This window comes from Bacillus sp. FSL R5-0434, assembly GCF_038004745.1.
Classification (GTDB): domain Bacteria; phylum Bacillota; class Bacilli; order Bacillales; family Bacillaceae; genus Bacillus; species Bacillus halotolerans.
Genome location: NZ_JBBORV010000001.1, coordinates 1,494,713 through 1,513,514 on the forward strand (window position 1 = coordinate 1,494,713; position 18,802 = coordinate 1,513,514).

General features: G+C 42.4%; 19 protein-coding genes. 11 read left to right on the forward strand and 8 right to left on the reverse strand.

From position 1 onward, the window contains the following. Positions 1-11 precede the first annotated feature (11 nt). Both NYE43_RS07810 and sipT read left to right on the forward strand, forming a co-directional pair. Positions 12-1,916, forward strand: a complete 1,905-nt coding sequence (locus NYE43_RS07810; protein ID WP_024121246.1) for a PTS fructose transporter subunit IIABC — start codon at positions 12-14, stop codon at positions 1,914-1,916. Positions 1,917-2,058: 142 nt separating this feature from the next. Continuing rightward, positions 2,059-2,640, forward strand: a complete 582-nt coding sequence (gene sipT / locus NYE43_RS07815; RefSeq protein ID WP_213418590.1) for a signal peptidase I sipT — start codon at positions 2,059-2,061, stop codon at positions 2,638-2,640. Positions 2,641-2,674: 34 nt separating this feature from the next. On the opposite strand, the gene NYE43_RS07820 is transcribed toward sipT, so the two are convergent. Further along, complete coding sequence (locus NYE43_RS07820) at positions 2,675-2,944, reverse strand: hypothetical protein (RefSeq protein WP_017696821.1); 270 nt, start codon at positions 2,942-2,944, stop codon at positions 2,675-2,677. Positions 2,945-3,128: 184 nt separating this feature from the next. Between NYE43_RS07820 and NYE43_RS07825 the strand changes: the two genes are divergently transcribed. Both NYE43_RS07825 and NYE43_RS07830 read left to right on the forward strand, forming a co-directional pair. Continuing rightward, a complete protein-coding gene (locus NYE43_RS07825; RefSeq protein ID WP_103671631.1) occupies positions 3,129-4,748 on the forward strand; it encodes an ABC-F family ATP-binding cassette domain-containing protein in 1,620 nt (539 codons plus the stop codon). A gap of 58 nt (positions 4,749-4,806) precedes the next feature. Further along, positions 4,807-5,718 (forward strand): ketopantoate reductase family protein, encoded by a 912-nt coding sequence (locus tag NYE43_RS07830; RefSeq protein WP_341061501.1) that lies wholly within the window; start codon positions 4,807-4,809, stop codon positions 5,716-5,718. A 27-nt stretch (positions 5,719-5,745) separates the two neighbouring features. Here NYE43_RS07830 and NYE43_RS07835 read toward each other — a convergent pair whose 3' ends face one another. The 3 genes from NYE43_RS07835 to mreBH all read right to left on the reverse strand — a co-directional run bounded on the left by NYE43_RS07835 (position 5,746) and on the right by mreBH (position 8,333). Next, a complete protein-coding gene (locus NYE43_RS07835; RefSeq protein WP_103671654.1) occupies positions 5,746-6,978 on the reverse strand; it encodes an aminopeptidase in 1,233 nt (410 codons plus the stop codon). A gap of 113 nt (positions 6,979-7,091) precedes the next feature. Continuing rightward, positions 7,092-7,223, reverse strand: coding sequence for a protein YkpC (locus NYE43_RS07840; protein ID WP_024121251.1), 132 nt, complete (start codon positions 7,221-7,223; stop codon positions 7,092-7,094). A gap of 102 nt (positions 7,224-7,325) precedes the next feature. Next, the gene (mreBH, locus tag NYE43_RS07845; RefSeq protein WP_024121252.1) at positions 7,326-8,333 is read right to left on the reverse strand and encodes a cell shape-determining protein MreBH; all 1,008 of its coding nucleotides are present in this window, start codon (positions 8,331-8,333) and stop codon (positions 7,326-7,328) included. 281 nt (positions 8,334-8,614) lie between these two features. Here mreBH and abhA point away from each other — a divergent pair, with 281 nt between their 5' ends. The 5 genes from abhA to ade all read left to right on the forward strand — a co-directional run bounded on the left by abhA (position 8,615) and on the right by ade (position 13,843). After that, the gene (abhA, locus tag NYE43_RS07850) at positions 8,615-8,893 is read left to right on the forward strand and encodes a transcriptional regulator AbhA (protein ID WP_095714714.1); all 279 of its coding nucleotides are present in this window, start codon (positions 8,615-8,617) and stop codon (positions 8,891-8,893) included. A 190-nt stretch (positions 8,894-9,083) separates the two neighbouring features. Further along, positions 9,084-10,370, forward strand: coding sequence for a two-component sensor histidine kinase KinC (kinC, locus tag NYE43_RS07855; RefSeq protein ID WP_095714715.1), 1,287 nt, complete (start codon positions 9,084-9,086; stop codon positions 10,368-10,370). Between the two features lie 15 nt (positions 10,371-10,385). Continuing rightward, on the forward strand, positions 10,386-11,216 hold the full coding sequence (locus tag NYE43_RS07860) for a gamma-glutamylcyclotransferase (protein ID WP_198097614.1): 831 nt from the start codon (positions 10,386-10,388) through the stop codon (positions 11,214-11,216). Positions 11,217-11,287: 71 nt separating this feature from the next. Continuing rightward, positions 11,288-11,953, forward strand: coding sequence for a Ktr system potassium transporter KtrC (gene ktrC, locus NYE43_RS07865; RefSeq protein WP_010334094.1), 666 nt, complete (start codon positions 11,288-11,290; stop codon positions 11,951-11,953). 156 nt (positions 11,954-12,109) lie between these two features. Continuing rightward, complete coding sequence (ade, locus tag NYE43_RS07870; RefSeq protein ID WP_341061509.1) at positions 12,110-13,843, forward strand: adenine deaminase; 1,734 nt, start codon at positions 12,110-12,112, stop codon at positions 13,841-13,843. A gap of 34 nt (positions 13,844-13,877) precedes the next feature. On the opposite strand, the gene rnjA is transcribed toward ade, so the two are convergent. Both rnjA and rnpZA read right to left on the reverse strand, forming a co-directional pair. Next, positions 13,878-15,545 carry a ribonuclease J1 gene (rnjA, locus tag NYE43_RS07875; RefSeq protein WP_127695317.1) on the reverse strand — a complete coding sequence of 556 codons (1,668 nt, stop codon included), beginning with the start codon at positions 15,543-15,545 and terminating at the stop codon, positions 13,878-13,880. Between the two features lie 5 nt (positions 15,546-15,550). Next, positions 15,551-15,760, reverse strand: a complete 210-nt coding sequence (gene rnpZA / locus NYE43_RS07880; protein ID WP_010334097.1) for an RNA polymerase subunit omega 1 — start codon at positions 15,758-15,760, stop codon at positions 15,551-15,553. Positions 15,761-16,141: 381 nt separating this feature from the next. Here rnpZA and NYE43_RS07885 point away from each other — a divergent pair, with 381 nt between their 5' ends. Next, the gene (locus NYE43_RS07885) at positions 16,142-16,915 is read left to right on the forward strand and encodes a Cof-type HAD-IIB family hydrolase (RefSeq protein ID WP_101860680.1); all 774 of its coding nucleotides are present in this window, start codon (positions 16,142-16,144) and stop codon (positions 16,913-16,915) included. 41 nt (positions 16,916-16,956) lie between these two features. Here NYE43_RS07885 and def read toward each other — a convergent pair whose 3' ends face one another. Further along, positions 16,957-17,511, reverse strand: coding sequence for a peptide deformylase (def, locus tag NYE43_RS07890; protein ID WP_044156028.1), 555 nt, complete (start codon positions 17,509-17,511; stop codon positions 16,957-16,959). Positions 17,512-17,620: 109 nt separating this feature from the next. Continuing rightward, a complete protein-coding gene (locus NYE43_RS07895; protein WP_024121259.1) occupies positions 17,621-17,776 on the reverse strand; it encodes a YjcZ family sporulation protein in 156 nt (51 codons plus the stop codon). Between the two features lie 218 nt (positions 17,777-17,994). Between NYE43_RS07895 and NYE43_RS07900 the strand changes: the two genes are divergently transcribed. After that, positions 17,995-18,666 (forward strand): YkyA family protein, encoded by a 672-nt coding sequence (locus tag NYE43_RS07900; RefSeq protein WP_103671635.1) that lies wholly within the window; start codon positions 17,995-17,997, stop codon positions 18,664-18,666. The last annotated feature ends 136 nt before the right edge of the window (positions 18,667-18,802 follow it).

Below are 18,802 nucleotides of genomic sequence, written 5' to 3' on the forward strand. Positions count from 1 at the left end.
AGGAAACAAAAGTGAAAATAACTGAGCTTTTAACGAAGCATACGATAAAGCTTAATATTGAAAGCAAAGAAAAAGAAAACGTTATTGACGAAATGGTCACAGTTCTTGATAAGGCTGGAAAATTAAATGACAGACAAGCCTACAAAGAAGCCATTTTAAATCGTGAAAGCCAAAGTTCAACGGGTATCGGTGAAGGAATCGCTATTCCGCATGCGAAAACGGCAAGCGTTATCAACCCGGCGATTGCGTTTGGGCGTTCAAAAGACGGTGTCGATTATGAATCACTAGACGGCCAGCCGGCACACTTGGTCTTCATGATTGCAGCGACTGAAGGTGCAAACAACACTCACCTTGAAGCACTGTCAAGACTGTCTACGCTGTTAATGCGTGAAGAAATTCGCAAACAGCTGCTTGAAGCTGAATCAGAAGACGCGATTATTGACATTATCAATCAGCATGATAAAGATGATGATGAAGAGGAAGAAGAAGAAGAAACGGCACCAGCACCAGCCGGAAAAGGTAAAATCCTAGCGGTTACAGCTTGTCCGACAGGTATTGCCCATACTTTCATGGCAGCGGATGCCCTTAAAGAAAAAGCGAAAGAGCTTGGTGTTGAGATTAAGGTTGAAACAAATGGTTCAAGCGGTATTAAGCACAAGTTAACTGCTCAAGAAATTGAAGATGCACCTGCAATCATTGTCGCAGCGGACAAGCAGGTTGAAATGGAGCGCTTTAAAGGCAAACGCGTGCTTCAGGTTCCAGTAACGGCAGGTATCAGACGTCCGCAAGAGCTTATCGAAAAAGCGGTGAATCAAGACGCACCGATTTATCAAGGCAGCGGCGGCGGTTCTTCTGCTCAAAGTGATGAAAATGAACCAAAAGCCAAATCTGGCGGCATTGGAAACGCGTTTTATAAGCACCTTATGAGCGGTGTCAGCAACATGCTTCCATTCGTAGTGGGCGGCGGTATACTCGTTGCAATTTCATTCTTCTGGGGTATCCATTCTTCAGATCCGAATGATCCTAGCTACAATACGTTTGCTGCAGCATTGAACTTTATCGGCGGCGACAATGCATTAAAACTGATTGTTGCAGTTCTGGCCGGCTTTATCGCGATGAGTATTGCAGATCGTCCGGGATTTGCTCCTGGTATGGTCGGCGGGTTTATGGCCACTCAAGCGAATGCTGGATTCTTAGGCGGTTTGATTGCCGGATTCCTTGCTGGTTATGTCGTGATTTTATTGAAAAAAGTATTTGTGTTTATCCCTCAGTCACTTGATGGATTGAAGCCTGTATTGATTTATCCGCTGTTTGGTATTTTTATCACTGGCGTATTAATGCAATTTGTAATCAATACACCTGTAGCAGCATTCATGAATTTCTTAACAGACTGGCTTCAAAGCCTTGGTACTGGAAACTTGGTGTTAATGGGTATTATTTTAGGCGGTATGATGGCGATCGACATGGGCGGTCCGCTTAATAAAGCAGCCTTCACGTTCGGTATCGCGATGATTGATGCAGGCAACTATGCGCCTCATGCAGCGATCATGGCCGGCGGTATGGTTCCTCCGCTAGGTATCGCACTTGCAACAACAATTTTCAGAAACAAGTTCTCTCAGCGTGACCGTGAAGCAGGTATTACATGCTACTTCATGGGTGCGGCTTTCGTAACAGAAGGCGCAATCCCGTTTGCTGCGGCTGATCCGCTTCGCGTAATTCCAGCGGCTGTGGTCGGTGCAGCGGTTGCCGGCGGATTAACTGAATTCTTCCGTGTAACCCTTCCTGCACCTCACGGGGGCATATTCGTAGCCTTTATTACAAACCATCCGCTCCTTTACTTATTAAGTATTGTAATTGGTGCTGTGGTTATGGCGATTATCCTAGGTATCGTAAAAAAACCTGTAACTGAAAAATAAGGAAAAAAGCGTCCTGTTACTAAAGGACGCTTTTTCTCTATCTTCTCGCGGCAGCGCGGTTAAGTTATGTATTTTATAATAAATTATGATAAAGTAAAAGAAGGGAAACAACTGACATAGCAATCGTCTAGGAGGAAACACTTTGACCGAAGAAAATCAAACAAAAACTGAAAAAGCGGGGAAGAAAAAAACCAATACGTATTGGGAATGGGGAAAAGCAATTGTCATTGCTGTCCTGCTGGCACTCATTATCCGCCACTTCCTATTTGAACCGTATTTAGTCGAAGGTTCATCTATGTACCCCACTTTACATGACGGCGAAAGACTGTTTGTCAATAAAACGGTACACTATATCGGTGACCTGGAGCGGGGAGATATCGTCATTATCAATGGTGAGACTTCAAAAATCCATTACGTCAAACGATTGATCGGTAAGCCTGGAGAAACCGTGGAAATGAAGGATGACACGCTTTATATAAACCGAAAAAAAGTTGCCGAGCCTTATTTGTCTAAAAACAAAAAAGAGGCAGAAAAGCTTGGTGTCAGTCTTACAGGCGACTTTGGCCCGGTGAAAGTACCGAAAGGCAAATATTTCGTCATGGGGGATAACCGGCTAAACTCCATGGACAGCAGAAATGGCCTCGGACTGATTGCGGAAGATCGGATTGTGGGTACGTCGAAGTTTGTATTTTTCCCGTTTAATGAAATGCGCCAAACCAAATAAAAACGCCTTGCTGGCCTTTGGACAGCAGGCGTTTTTATTTGGAAAAAGAAGCGACCAATGCAATACATAATACAGTGACAAATACTGAACCGATAATGGCCAGCACACTGAAGAAAAGATGCACTTGCTTGTTCTCTTTGCCGCGTTTTTCTAATAACCGTTTAGAGAAGATATGTGAGAAGATATAAATCAGGGCGATCCCGATATATAAGCCGATATCTTTGGCGGTAAAGCCAGTTACGGCAAGGTAAAAGCCTGTAAAAAAGATCAATAAGCAATATTCAGTCAGTGTTAAAAGCCTCAATGTGTTCCTCCGAGTAAGAATGTATGATTTTCCATCTGGATGCATCCTCTTTGCCTTCAATTGTATCACAGCTTCGCCCTTTTAGTGTAGAAGTGTTTCTGCCTGCTTTTATCAGGGAAGCATTTCTCTTGTCTTCCATTCATGGTATACTTTTAATGATGATAGACATGATGGAGGATATTAAATGATTGCTGTAAATAATGTGAGCTTGCGCTTTGCGGATCGCAAGTTATTTGAAGATGTAAATATTAAATTTACCCCAGGCAACTGCTACGGGTTAATTGGTGCCAATGGTGCTGGTAAATCAACGTTTCTGAAAGTGTTATCAGGAGAAATTGAGCCTCAGACAGGCGATGTTCATATGAGTCCTGGCGAGCGTCTTGCCATCCTGAAACAGAACCACTTTGAGTACGAACAGTATGAAGTGCTAAAAGTTGTAATTATGGGACATAAGCGTTTATACGAGGTCATGCAGGAGAAAGACGCAATTTACATGAAGCCTGATTTCTCGGATGAAGACGGAATTCGTGCGGCAGAGCTCGAAGGTGAATTTGCAGAGCTGAACGGATGGGAAGCAGAAAGTGAAGCTGCGATCCTTCTAAAAGGTCTCGGCATCTCAGAAGATCTTCACACGAAGAAGATGGAAGACCTTGGCGGTTCCGAAAAAGTGAAAGTTCTCTTGGCTCAGGCATTATTCGGCAAGCCCGATGTTCTGCTTCTTGATGAGCCGACGAACCACTTGGACCTTCAGGCAATTCAGTGGCTGGAAGAGTTTCTGATTAACTTTGAAAACACTGTGATTGTTGTATCCCATGACCGTCACTTTTTAAATAAAGTGTGTACACATATTGCTGACCTTGATTTTAACAAAATCCAAATCTACGTCGGAAACTATGATTTCTGGTATGAATCAAGCCAGCTTGCTTTGAAGCTTTCTCAAGAAGCGAACAAGAAAAAAGAAGAGCAAATTAAACAGCTACAAGAGTTTGTGGCCAGATTCAGCGCAAATGCGTCTAAATCAAAACAGGCGACTTCAAGAAAGAAACTTCTTGATAAAATTTCTCTTGATGATATTAAACCGTCTTCACGCCGTTATCCTTACGTCAACTTCACACCGGAACGAGAAATCGGTAATGATGTTCTCCGGGTAGAAGGATTAACGAAAACAATTGACGGTGTAAAAGTTCTCGACAATGTCAGCTTTATTATGAATAGAGAAGATAAAATTGCTTTTACAGGACGTAATGAATTGGCTGTTACTACTTTGTTCAAAATCATTTCCGGGGAAATGGAAGCTGACAGCGGAACATTTAAATGGGGCGTGACGACATCTCAAGCGTACTTCCCTAAAGACAACAGCGAATATTTTGAAGGCAGTGATTTAAATCTTGTAGACTGGCTTCGCCAATATTCTCCTCATGACCAAAGTGAGAGCTTTTTACGTGGCTTCTTAGGACGCATGCTGTTTTCCGGTGAAGAAGTACACAAAAAAGCAAATGTTTTATCCGGGGGAGAAAAGGTTCGCTGCATGCTTTCGAAAGCAATGCTTTCTGGCGCCAATATTTTAATTTTGGATGAACCGACCAACCACTTAGACCTAGAATCTATTACAGCGCTCAATAATGGCTTAATCAGCTTTAAAGGCGCAATGCTGTTTACATCACATGACCACCAGTTTGTACAGACGATTGCCAACAGAATCATAGAGATTACGCCTAATGGCATTGTTGACAAGCAAATGAGCTATGACGAGTTCCTTGAAAATGCTGATGTGCAGAAAAAACTGGCTGAACTATACGCGTAATAAAAAAAGCAGAGAATTCTCTGCTTTTTTTTACATAGAAAAGAAAGGGGACATTAACTTGAAATTTTTAATTGTCGGAGCAGGTGGAGTAGGCGGTTATATTGGCGGACGGCTTGCAGAGAAAGGGAATGCGGTGACGTTTCTTGTCCGCCAAAAAAGAGCTGAACAGTTAAAACAAACGGGACTAGTTATTCATAGTGAAAAGGGTGACGTGTCCTTTAAGCCCGCAGTAATCACTGCAGGAGAAAAAGAACAGTTTGATGTAATCATCATCGCTTCTAAAGCATATTCACTCGATCAGGTGATTAGCGATGTCAAACCTTTTGTCCACAGCGAATCAGTCATTATTCCTTTCTTAAACGGTTATCGTCACTACGAGCAGCTGTTTACGGCATTTTCGAAAGATCAGGTGCTGGGCGGGCTGTGCTTCATAGAAAGTGCTTTAAACAATCTGGGAGAAATCAACCATACAAGTGCGTCGCATCGTTTTGTGTTCGGTGAATGGAACGGTGAGCGTACGGAACGGATAAAAGAGCTTGAGGAAGCATTTGCAGGAGTGAAGGCAGAGGTCATCATTAGCGGGCATATTGAGAAAGACATCTGGAAAAAATATCTGTTTATTGCAGCACAAGCAGGAATGACAACCTTATTTCAAAGACCGCTTGGACCAATCCTTGAAACAGAGAGCGGCCGGCACACTGCGCGAACACTCATTGGGGAAATCGGCATGATCTTGCGCAAGGAAGGAGTTCCGGCGGATCCAGAACTTGAAGAAGACAGCTTCCGCACAATGACAAGCATGTCTTATCATATGAAATCCTCCATGCTCCGTGATATGGAAAATGGCCAAACGACTGAAGGAGATCATCTGCACGGCTTTTTGCTTGATAAAGCAAAGCGTTTGTCTCTTTCAACACCAATATTAGAAACAGTTTATGCCAATCTGCAAATGTATGAAGCAAAAAAATAAGAAGGAGGCGAAAACCTCCTTCTTTATTTAAAAAGCCCAATTTCCATTTCTAAAGATAGGCTCTCTTTTTCCGTCTTCAGTAATTCCATCAATGTTCATATCCTTAGAACCAACCATAAAGTCTACGTGGGTAATGCTTTCATTTAAGCCTTCTTTGACAAGCTCTTCGCGAGACATCTGTTTTCCGCCCTCAATGTTAAAAGCATAGGCACTGCCGATCGCCAGATGATTTGACGCATTTTCATCAAATAAAGTGTTGTAAAAAAGAATATTTGACTGTGAAATAGCCGAATCGTACGGGACAAGAGCTACCTCACCAAGATAGTGAGAGCCTTCATCTGTTTCGACCAATTCTTTTAAAATGTCTTCTCCTTTTTCGGCTTTAATGTCAACAATACGGCCGTTTTTGAATGTGAGCGTGAAGTTTTCGATAATGTTCCCGCCGTAGCTTAGCGGTTTTGTGCTCGATACAAACCCGTCAACCCCGTCTTTTTGCGGCAGTGTGAATACTTCTTCTGTCGGCATATTGGCCATAAATTCATGTCCGCTTTCATTTACGCTTCCGGCACCTGCCCAAACGTGTTTTTTCGGCAGCTTGATTGTTAAATCAGTTCCTTCTGCTTGGTAATGTAAAGCGGCATAATGTTTTTGGTTCAAATGATCAACTTTTTCATGAAGGTTTTGATCATGATTGATCCACGCTTGAACCGGATTTTCTTCGTTTACGCGTGTGGCTTTAAAAATTTCTTGCCACAGGAGCTGTGTCGCTTCCTCTTCTGATTTGCCAGGGAATACTTTCTGAGCCCAACCTGCTGATGCAGCACCGACGACAGTCCAGCTCACTTTATCAGATTGAATGTATTGTCTGTATGTATGTAACGCTTTGCCTGCAGCTTTTTGGAAGGCGGCAATCCGTTTGGAATCTACACCTTGCAGTAAATCTGGGTTTGAGGATACGACTGAAATAAAAGCAGCTCCTTTCTTGGCAAGCTCTTCTCTGCCTTTCGCTTCCCATTCAGGATACTCTTCAAAGGCTTCAAACGGCGCCAGTTCATATTTTAATTTGGCCACTTCGTCATCCTGCCAGTTCACTGTTACATTTTTTGCGCCTTTTTCATATGCATGTTTTACAATCAGACGGACGAAATCGCGTACCTCCGTCGAAGCATTTACCACCACATACTGGCCTTTTTGGACATTAACGCCGACCTCAACCGCCAGCTGGGCATATGTATTTAGTTTCTCTGAAAATGTATCCATCAATCTTTCCTCCTCGTGCTTTTTTCTCATCATATCAAATAATCTCCTATAAAGAAAAGGAAGGAGTGCAAAGAGAAAAACCCAAAACAAAATGGTTTTGGGCTTTTCAACACTTATGGATGATTCATTTTTACAGTACCTTCAGGCGCATGAGGCATGTTTGCCAGTGAAATGCTCATGCCTCCAAGAATGATTCCGCTCAAAATGGCTGCAATCGCTACCCGTCTTCCTAAATCTCTAAGCATCTGTTTCCTCCTTATCGTTTCTCCATTTCCCACAATATGAAGCGAGAGAGGAAAAAAGAAGCAGGAATTTCAATTACTTTCTGAGATTTTGCGAGAAAAGGATTATTTAACCGCTTTTTGGAGCTTATCAATCACCTCTAAAGAACGGCCGGTGCCGATTGCCACGGATTCAAGCGGGTTTGGCGCCACGTGTACAGGTACAACGATTTCTTCTGACAGCCATTCTTTGATCCCGTTAAGAAGCGCCCCGCCTCCTGTTAAAATTACGCCGCGATCGACAATGTCTCCGCTTAATTCAGGAGGACAGTCCTCAAGTGTGGCTCTAATCGCTTCAAGAATATGAAGGAGAGATTCACGCATCGCGTTTTGAATTTCATTTGATTGAAGCATAATGGTTTTCGGTAGCCCCGTCACAAGGTCACGTCCGCGAATTTCCATTGCATCCGGCACATGCTCAATCAATGCATGGCCAATTTCCATTTTAACCTGCTCAGCTGTGCGTTCACCGATCAGCAAATTGTACTTTTTCCGCACAAAAGCAACGATATCCTCATCAAGCTGGTCTCCGCCGATTCTGATTGAATGGCAGGAGACAACGCCTCCAAAGGAAATAATCGCGACTTCCGTCGTCCCGCCGCCGATATCTACCACCACGTTAGCAACCGGCTCGTCAACCGGCAAATCCGCTCCGATTGCAGCTGCCACCGGTTCTTCAATTAAATGGACGTTTTTCGCTCCGCAATTTTTCACCGCGTCACTGATGGCGCGGCGTTCCACTGCAGTTGAGCCTGATGGTGTGCACACAACGACATTCGGCTTTCTGAACGACATGCCGATGCTCTTTCCGGCTTTTTTCATGATGTGCTTTAACAAATCAGTTGTCATGTCGTAGTCAGCGATAACGCCGTCCTTCATCGGTCTGACAGCGACAATTTTTCCCGGTGTTTTACCGATCATATTTTTCGCGTCAGTCCCGATCGCAAGCACTGCTTTAGTCGTTGTATCTACTGCGACAACAGAAGGTTCATTTAAGATGATTCCTTTATTTTTGCTGTAAACAAGTATATTAGCTGTTCCTAAGTCAATTCCAATTTCAGTTGATTGAAACATGTTTTCACCCAATCTTTATCCTGATTTTATATGATTCTACATTTAAAGTTTCTAAGAAAAGAAGTGATTTTTGGGGGTGTGCGTCGGGAAAGAAATGTTTTTGTAAAAAACTGCGGAAGGGTGTAACAGAAGTAATACATTTTTCGGTTTTATGGAAAAAATATCTTGCGATTCTTCAAGAAAGCGGGAAACTTTTTCTAAGTTTCGTACGTCTACGATATATTGAGGTACAACCTTGAATATTACATGAAAAAAGAAACATTTAAGGAAGAAGGGTTTTTATGAAATCAATAGGTGTTGTAAGAAAAGTAGATGAATTAGGCCGTATTGTTATGCCGATAGAGTTAAGACGGGCACTGGATATTGCTATTAAAGACAGCATTGAGTTTTTTGTCGAGGGCGATAAAATTATTTTGAAAAAGTACAAACCTCATGGCGTTTGTTTAATGACTGGGGAAATCACTTCAGAAAATAAAGAGTACGGCAACGGTAAAATTACGTTAAGCCCTGAAGGCGCACAGCTGCTTCTCGAAGAAATTCAAGCCGCTTTAAAAGAATAATATATGTTGAAAAAGGCGGAATGGTGTAATCTCCGCCTTTTTTTGCGTGCCGATTTCTGATTACCGCCGCCTAAGATATGACATCATGAACAAAAGGTAATGAATGATTTGGGATACTTTACATATTTTACTCAATTATTTGTCGAAGAATGGTACAATAAACAGAGAAACACAAGCGGCAGGTGGTCATATGAGAAAATATCAAGCACGTATCATTTCCATTATTTTGGCAATGATTTTTATTATGTTTTGGGATTATTTATTTTATTTTATAGGCAAAAACCCGATTAATTGGCCTGTTGACATTGTGTATACAGCAGTAACGATTTTCAGTGTCTGGATGCTGGCGTATTATGTCGATGAGAAAAAACAGCTGGTCAAGAAAATGAAAGATAATGAATGGAAGTATAAACAGCTTTCTGATGAGAAGAACCGCATCATGGATAATTTACAGGAGATCGTTTTTCAAACCAATGCAAAAGGCGAAATTACATACTTAAATCAAGCGTGGGCAGCCATCACAGGTTTTTCGATCAGTGAATGCATGGGGACAATGTATAATGATTACTTCATAAAAGAAAAGCATGTAGCTGATCACATTAATACTCAAATCAAAAACAAAGCGTCCTCGGGGATGTTTACGGCAAAATATGTGACAAAGAACGGGACGATTTTTTGGGGCGAGGTTCACTATAAACTTTACTATGACCGAGATGAGCAATTTACCGGAAGCCTGGGCACAATGTCAGACATCACTGAGCGAAAAGAGGCTGAAGATGAGCTTCTGGAAATCAATGAACGGCTTGCGAGGGAGTCGCAGAAACTGTCAATCACGAGTGAACTGGCTGCCGGCATTGCACATGAAGTCAGAAATCCTTTAACGTCCGTCAGCGGATTCCTTCAAATTATGAAAACATCATATCCGGATAGAAAAGATTATTTTGATATCATCTTTTCAGAGATTAAAAGAATTGATCTGGTGCTCGGCGAGCTGCTGCTGCTGGCAAAGCCGCAGGAAATTACATTTAAAACGCACCCAATCAATGAAATTTTGAAACAAGTCACGACATTGCTTGATACGAATGCCATATTGTCCAATATTGCTATTGAAAAGAATTTTGGTGAGACGGAAGCCTGTATGATTAAAGGGGACGAAAACCAGCTGAAGCAGGTTTTTATCAATATTATCAAAAATGGAATTGAAGCAATGCCAAAAGGCGGTGTCGTAACGATTTCCACTGCTAAAACAGCTTCACACGTCGTAATAAGCGTAAAAGATGAAGGGAACGGCATGTCACAGGAAAAGCTTGAGCAAATCGGAAAACCTTTTTATTCAACAAAGGAGAAAGGCACAGGGCTGGGGCTCGCCATTTGTTTGAGAATATTAAAGGAACATAACGGGGAATTGAAGATTGAAAGTGAAGCTGGAAAAGGCAGCATCTTTCAAGTTGTTTTGCCTTTGAAATCTGACAGCTGAGAGGGGAAAAACAAGATGAACTCGCTTCTGTTTGTATATGGGACCTTAAGGAAGCATGAAAAAAATCATCATTTGTTATCACAGTCGGCTTGTATCAGTGAGCAGGCGCGGACAAAGGGAAGTCTTTTTAATAAGGCAGCCGAGGAACCTGCGGCCGTGTTTGGGGCTGATGGCTATATTTGCGGTGAGATATATGAAGCAGATGAATCGTGTATACATAAGCTTGATCTTTTGTATCAAGGTTACCACAAGAAATCTGTACATGTCGAAACTGATGCTGGAATCAAGGAAGCACTTGTATATTATATGAAAAAAGATGATTATGCTGACTTTGTGAAAATAGGCAGCGGTGACTGGAAAGAACATCAGATGATCAGCAAATCTAAAGATCCCGTGTACTATTTTGCCTACGGATCTTGTATGGACAATGCCCGTTTTCAAAAAGCAGGGGTGGATCATTATTTTCAAGATCCAGTGGGAGGAGCTGTTTTAAAAGGGTATACAACCCGCTTTACGTTAAAAAGGCCAGACGGCTCAAGAGCGGATATCACTGAAGACGGAGGCACGACAGAAGGGGTTCTGTATCGTCTTCCTTTTTCAGCTGTCACCTATTTGTATAAAAGGGAAGGGGTTGAATCTCTTACCTATCGGCCGGCATTTGTAGACGTTGAAGCAGGGGGAAAGCTCTATACCGATTGTTTAACCTTTCTCGTCCTCCGAAAAGAAGCAGAAACAGCACCTCCTCAGCATTATCAAATCGAGATTGAACGGGGAGCGGAGCTTTATTTGACCCCGGGCTTTACTGAACGGCTTAAGCAGCATATGAATTCGCTGCCAAAAGGTTGATGAAATTAACACTGCTTCAAAAGAATATGTTAAAATTTGATCAATATGATGTTAGGTAAAGGAGCACCACTATGAAAAAAGAATTTGCCGTAATTGGTCTCGGCCGTTTTGGTGGAAGTATATGCAAAGCATTGAGCGAAGAGGGCGTCGAGGTCATGGCGATGGATATTGATGAAGATAAAGTCAACGAGTATGCCAAGATTGCATCACATGCCGTCATCGGAGACTCGACCGACGAATCTGTTCTGAAAAATTTAGGTTTGAGGAATTTTGACCACGTCATTGTTGCGATCGGTGAAAATATTCAGGCGAGTATATTAACAACTCTGATCCTCAAAGAACTGGGTGTCAATACGATTACAGTTAAGGCTCAGAACGATTATCATGAAAAAGTGCTGTCCAAAATCGGCGCGGATCACATTGTCCACCCGGAACGTGATATGGCAAAAAGAATTGCGCATAATATCGTTTCCAACAATGTACTTGATTATTTGGAGCTGTCAGAAGAGCATAGTCTCGTCGAGATCGTGGCCAACAGCCGTCTTGCCGGAAACACTCTTCTCGATTTAGATATACGGGCGAAATACGGTATTAATATTGTAGCGATTAAAAGGGGCAAGGAAGTCATCGTGTCGCCGCTTGCGACTGAAGTGATACATCAAGAAGATATTCTCATCGTCATTGGATCGGTTACGGATATTTCACGTTTTGAGAAAAGAGTTCTTCATACGAAATAGAAGAAATATAAGCCGTCCTTAGGGACGGTTTTTTCATATTATCAGAATATAACAACTTTAATGAACTAAGCGCCAATTTACTAAAATTTTATTGACTACGGATAAGCGTTCCGATAGCATATTGTACCATATAAATAAAAAAGAGGAGGGGGCCATTTGAATAAAGAAGCGCTGGTCAAAAGGCTGAATGCTTCAGCCCGCAGACAAAAAGCTGACATCGTCATTAAGAACGGGAAAATCATGGACGTATATAATCATGAGTGGATTTATGAAGATATTGCGATAACAGACGGAGTTATTGTAGGCCTCGGCCAGTATGAAGGTGAAGAAACCATAGATGCAGAGGGGCAAGTCATTGTGCCGGGATTTATTGATGGTCATGTACATATTGAGTCATCAATGGTGACACCGATCGAGTTTGCAAAAGCCGTATTGCCGAATGGCGTGACGACCATCATTACCGATCCGCATGAAATAGCGAACGTGTCCGGTCAGGAAGGGATCAAATTTATGATTGAACAGGCTCGCCAAACACCGCTGAATATCCATTTTATGCTTCCCTCCAGTGTGCCTGCCGCCAGCTTTGAGAGATCCGGTGCGGTACTTCAGGCGGCCGATTTGAAGCCATTTTACGAAGAGAAAGAGGTATTGGGTCTGGCTGAAGTGATGGATTATGTATCGGTTGAGCAGGGTGAAGCAGACATGGTTAATAAGCTGTTTGATGCCCGGAGCGCGGGGAAACGGATTGACGGACATTTAGCAGGCTTGTCAACTGATCTCATCAATATTTACAGAACCGCTTTTGTCTTGACCGATCATGAGGTAACGACGAAGGAAGAAGCGCTGGATCGTATCAGAAGAGGAATGTACGTCATGATGCGAGAAGGGTCAGTCGCCAAAAATACAATGAAAGTGCTGCCGGCTGTTAATGAAAAGAATGCGCGCCGTTTCTTTTTCTGTACTGATGATAAACACGTAGATGATTTATTGTCAGAGGGAAGTGTGAATCATCAGGTGAAAATGGCTATTCAAGCAGGTCTCGATCCGTTTTTGGCATACCAATTAGGAAGCCTGAATGCAGCGGAATGCTACGGACTAGATACAAAGGGAGCGGTTGCTCCGGGATTTGACGCCGATTTGCTCTTTATTTCAGATGTGGAAAATGTCACTGTCACAAAGACGTTGGTAAAAGGACAAACTGTTGCTGAAGATAATAAAGCAGTCTGTCAGGCACAAGCTCATACGCTAACACCAGATCCGGCGCTGCTTCATTCCGTTAACCTTGCTGCTCCTCTTTCCGAACAGGATTTTCATATGCCAATTGATCCCCAGCAGCAGATGAATGTCATTCAAATCATACCAAATCAGCTTGAAACACGCCTGGTGAGTATTCCGGCTCCGGAAGCACCCATTTTTCAGCCAGACATCGATCTTGACTTGTTAAAGATTGCAGTCGTCGAACGGCATAAGGGATTAAAAGAAACAGGACTTGGTATTGTGAAAGGATTTGGTTTGAAAAGCGGGGCGATTGCAACAACGATTTCACACGATTCGCATAATATCATTGCCGTGGGGACAAATGACACCGATATCGCAGCCGCAGTAAATAAGCTGCAGGAAATTGGCGGCGGATTAACAGTTATAAAAGACGGGGAAGAACTTCACTCGGTTCCTCTGCCGATTGCGGGGTTATTATCCGACCAATCTGCAGAATTGGTGAATCAAAGCTTAATGACGCTTCATGAAAAGCTCTCATTCATCGGTTTCAAAGACCGGTTTAACCCATTTTTGACGCTTTCATTTTTGGCTTTGCCTGTCATTCCTGACATCAAAATGACGACAACAGGGTTGTTTGATGTAAAGTCATTTCAGCATATAGCACTGCAATAAAAAAGATGCACTCCTAAGTGAGTGCATCTTTTTTTTAAACCTCCATAATGATCGGAAGGATCATTGGGCGGCGTTTCGTTTTTTCATATAAGAACGGAGCAAGCGTATCCGTGATCTCATTTTTGATTTCTGACCATTGAGTGGTTTTTCGTTCCATGACTTTTTGCAAGTGGTTTGAAATGAGCTCCTGGGCGTCATTGATCAAATCACCTGATTCTCTCATGTAAACAAACCCTCTGGAAATCAAGTCAGGGCCCGCTGAAATCTTAAATTCATCCATATCTATGCTGACAACGACGATCACAAGACCTTCTTCAGAAAGAATTCTGCGGTCGCGAAGCACGATATTTCCAATATCACCGATACCGCTACCGTCGATATATACTGAACCGGATGGGATTTTACCGGCAACTGAAGCTTCATCGCCTTTAAGCGCCAATACTTCACCGTTATCCATGATAAAGCAGTTTTCTTCAGGGATGCCGCAATCTGTCGCAAGCTTGACATGCATCTTTTGCATTCTGTACTCACCGTGAATCGGCATGAAGAATTTAGGCTTGATTAAACGAAGCATCAGCTTTTGTTCTTCCTGTCCGCCGTGACCGGATGTATGGATATCATTAAGAGGTCCGTGAATAACCTCGGCCCCCGCACGATACAGCTGGTTAATTGTGCGGCTCACGCTGATTGTGTTGCCCGGGATAGGGGATGAAGAAAATACGACTGTATCTCCAGGATTGATTGAAATCTGCCGGTGTGTGCCGTTTGCAATTCTGGATAAAGCCGCCATCGGTTCCCCTTGGCTTCCTGTACACAGGATCGTTACTTTATTGGCAGGAATGCGATTGATTTCATTATGTTCAATAAACGTATTTTTAGGACAGTTAATATAGCCGAGAGTTTGTCCGATTTCGATAGCAGATTCCATACTGCGTCCAAATACGGCAACTTTTCTTCCATTTAATACAGCAGCCTCAATTACCTGCTGCAAGCGGTGAATATTCGACGCAAATGTAGCGAAGATAACTCGGCCGTCCACCTTGCGGAAAATGTCATGAATGCTTTCTCCGACACGGCGTTCAGACATAGTGAACTCCGGGTTTTCACTGTTTGTGCTGTCTGAAAGGAGGCACAGAACGCCTTCTTTGCCGATTTCAGCCATTTTCGTTAAGTTTGCCGGCTCGCCGACTGGAGTAAAGTCGAATTTGAAATCTCCAGTATGTACGATGTTTCCGGGCGGCGTTTTTACAACAATACCGTAGGAATCCGGAATACTGTGTGTTGTTCTAAAGAATGACACAGCCGTTTTGCGAAATTTTACGATATCATCCTCACCGATGATGTTAAGCTTAGTCTGTCTTAATAATCCGTGCTCTTCAAGTTTATTCCGAAGTAAGCCGATCGCGAGTTTACCGCCGTAAACGGGAATATTGACTTGTCTAAGCAGGTACGGGATGCCGCCGATATGGTCTTCGTGCCCGTGAGTGATAAAAAGCCCTTTAATTTTATCTTCGTTTTTAACTAAATACGTGTAATCGGGAATGACGTAATCAATACCGAGCAGTTCGTCCTCGGGAAACTTGATCCCCGCATCAATCAGCACAATTTCATCCTGAAACTGCACCGCATACGTATTTTTACCGATTTCACCCAGTCCTCCAAGGGCGAAAACAGCAGTCTGATCGTTTTTTACAAATTTCATACCGCTCATAACTCCAATACTTTAAAATTTTCACTCTGTTGCTCATATTCTAAAAAAGCACCGTCAACAGGTGTGATAAATTCAATATTAAATTTCTTGTCTTTCAGTTTCGTTCTGACGTCACGCTCTGATACGCCTTCAATATAAAGTGAATCTGTTTTTTCCCGAACAGGTACTTCCTCAGCTTTTTTTTGATAAAATACCTTATAAATCATCCAAATCTCTCCTTAAATGCCGTATGTTAGACTCGCTTATTCTATTATATTCGAAAACGGAATATAAGGAAAGTCTTGAGCAAAATAAGGACCTTTCAAAAAGGGACAGATCCCTTATCAGGCAATGGCTCTCCTGCGGAGCATTCCGTTCCATTGTCTTCTGAGTTTCTTTTTTAACTTCCGAAGCATAACGCAGTCCCTCCTTCGATTGATACTTGTCCAAGGCTGTTTTATACAAATAGTATACGGAGTTTAGCACGGACTTTTCGTGGATATTAATGGAATTTTATTTTGTTTTTGAGGGAAATAGTTTGCTGAACTGAAATCTTTTTGTATGATGAGTGTGGGAATTGCAGATTTAGACGATAAAGGGGAATAACGATGGGCTCAAAATTAATTTTTTTCGATATTGACGGCACGATATATGATCACGACAAAAAGATACCGGAAAGCACAAGAAAAACGGTAGCGGAGCTTCAGAGGCAGGGGCACCATGTGTTTATCGCCAGCGGGCGGTCCCCGTTTCTGGTGAAGCCGATTTTAGAGGAGTTAGGCATTCACTCATTTATTTCCTACAACGGTCAGTATGTCGTCTTTGAAAATGAAGTGATTTATAAGAATCCGCTGCCTGAAGAGGCAATCAGAAGATTGTTAAAGCAGGCGGGAGAAGGAAGCCACCCGGTTGTGTTTATGGCTGAAGATACAATGAAAGCGACTGTTGCTGACCATCCTCATGTCTTGGAGGGAATCGGCAGCCTGAAAACCGACTATCCTGAAACCGATGACCTCTTTTATGAAGGAAAAGAAATTTTTCAGCTTCTGTTGTTTTGCCAGGATGAAGAAGAAAAAATTTATGGGGCTTTTCCAGAATTCGATCTTGTGCGCTGGCATGAGCTTTCGACTGATGTGCTGCCGCGCGGCGGATCAAAGGCGGAGGGGATTAAAAAAGTAATCGAGCGCCTTCCGTTTGATATCAGCGATACATATGCCTTCGGTGACGGATTAAATGATCTGCAAATGATTCAGTTTGTCGGAACAGGCGTTGCCATGGGGAATGCCGTTCCTGAATTAAAAGAAGTTGCGGATTTTGTAACAAAGCCTGTAGACGAGGATGGAATTGCTTATGCTGTCAAAGAATTAGGCCTGCTAAAATAAAAAAGCGGCTGGCACTTATAGTGTCAGCCGCATATTTTCTTTTAGCGGTCAATCGCCATCGCGTTTTCAGGTTCTTTAAATGGATTTTCTTTATCGATATGATCATAAAACATAACGCCATTTAAATGGTCGATTTCATGCTGAAATACAATCGCCGGAAATCCTTTTAAACGAATGTCTATTTGTTCTCCCTCCAGTGTTGTTCCTTTCACTCTGATACGAGCGTAGCGCGGAACATAGCCGGGAATTGCCTCATCAACTGACAGGCAGCCTTCACCGCTTGTTAAATAGCTTCTTTCAACGGAATGGCTGACGATCTTCGGGTTAAACAATGCATAGCTGTATAACTTCCCGGAAGCATCTTCTGCATGGACTGCGATCATCCGTTTATTAATATTAATTTGAGGTGCCGCAAGTCCTACGCCGGGGCGCAGATTGTATTTTTCAGCCAATTCCGGATTTTGGCTGTTTTTTACGAATTCAATCATATCTGCCAGCTGCTGTTTTTCTTCTTCTGTGGCAGGCAGCCCGACAGGCTCTGCTGTCTCTCTTAAGGCAGGGTGGCCGTCGCGCACGATGTTTTCCATAGTAATCAAGAAACTTCACTCCTAAAGCTTAATATGTAAATTATATCGGATTTCTTCGTAAAGGTGCAACGAAACGAATGACCAGCCGTAAATGGCTGGTCAGTGTTTTACTGTGTAATTAGCAACAGCCTCCGCCTAAATAAGCAGCTCCAACAATGATTAACAGAATGAATAAAACAACGATTAACGCAAATGTGCGGCCATATCCTGCTCCGCCATATCCGTAACCATAACTGCAGCAGCCTCCGCCGTAACCATATCCATAACCGTACATGAACATAACCTCCTCTTTTAATTACGCCAGAGCCTTGTAGTAGGCATAGCGTCTACAATAACCTATGTAAAAACAAAAAAGTTGTATGGTCATCTGTCCTGATTTTTGACGATTTAGATTTGTTTTTTTGCTCAGCAAGCCATGCGATAACCACCTGGCTATTGTCAAATATCTCTATGGATTCTATAGTAGAAATTGTCAAGATTGGGGGATTTAACGTGAAAGACAGAATAAAACGGCGCCACGGTGTGAAAATCGGAGCCTTTTGCGCTGTGACTTTCCTATTAACAGGGTGCGTGGGACAGGATCCCGTGGATTCACTTCATGACTCATTAGAAAAAGTCGCTGATCTAGAAAAACCGTTTCAAGAAGAACAGAAAACGCTCGAGGAATTAGAGAAAAAAGAACATGCTCTCTACAATGATGTCATCAAGCTCAATATGGATGATTATAAAAAAATCGTTTCATTATCAGACGAAGCGCTAGAGAATGTAAATAAACGCGAAGAACATCTGAAGCTTGAAAATGAGAGCATCGAAAAATCCGAATCAGAATTTGAGGAAGCCAAAACATCCGCAGAAAATATTAAGGATAAACACATCAAGGCAAAGGCCGAGACTGCGGCAGATCATATGAAAAAAAGATATGATGCATACAGCTCTATGTCTGAAGAATATGAAAAAGCCATTAAACTTGATAAAAAACTGTATAAGCTGCTGAAAGACAAAGACTTGACGCTGGATAAGCTTGATCAGCAGATCGAAAAAGCGAATGCTTCTTATAAAAAAGTCCTTAAACAAAGCGGCGAATTTGATGTGCAAACCGAGAAATATAATAAAGCCCGCAAAGATTTATATGACGCCGCAGGCTATCATATAAAAAAGAGCTGACTATGATCAGCTCTTTTTTTAAATTCTATTCAAAATTTAAATTTCTATTGTAGTACAGTATGATGGGTTATACTAGTACAGTTTGAGGTGCAGGCTGCATCTGTTTTTTTATAGAAAATGTAAAGCGAATACATTT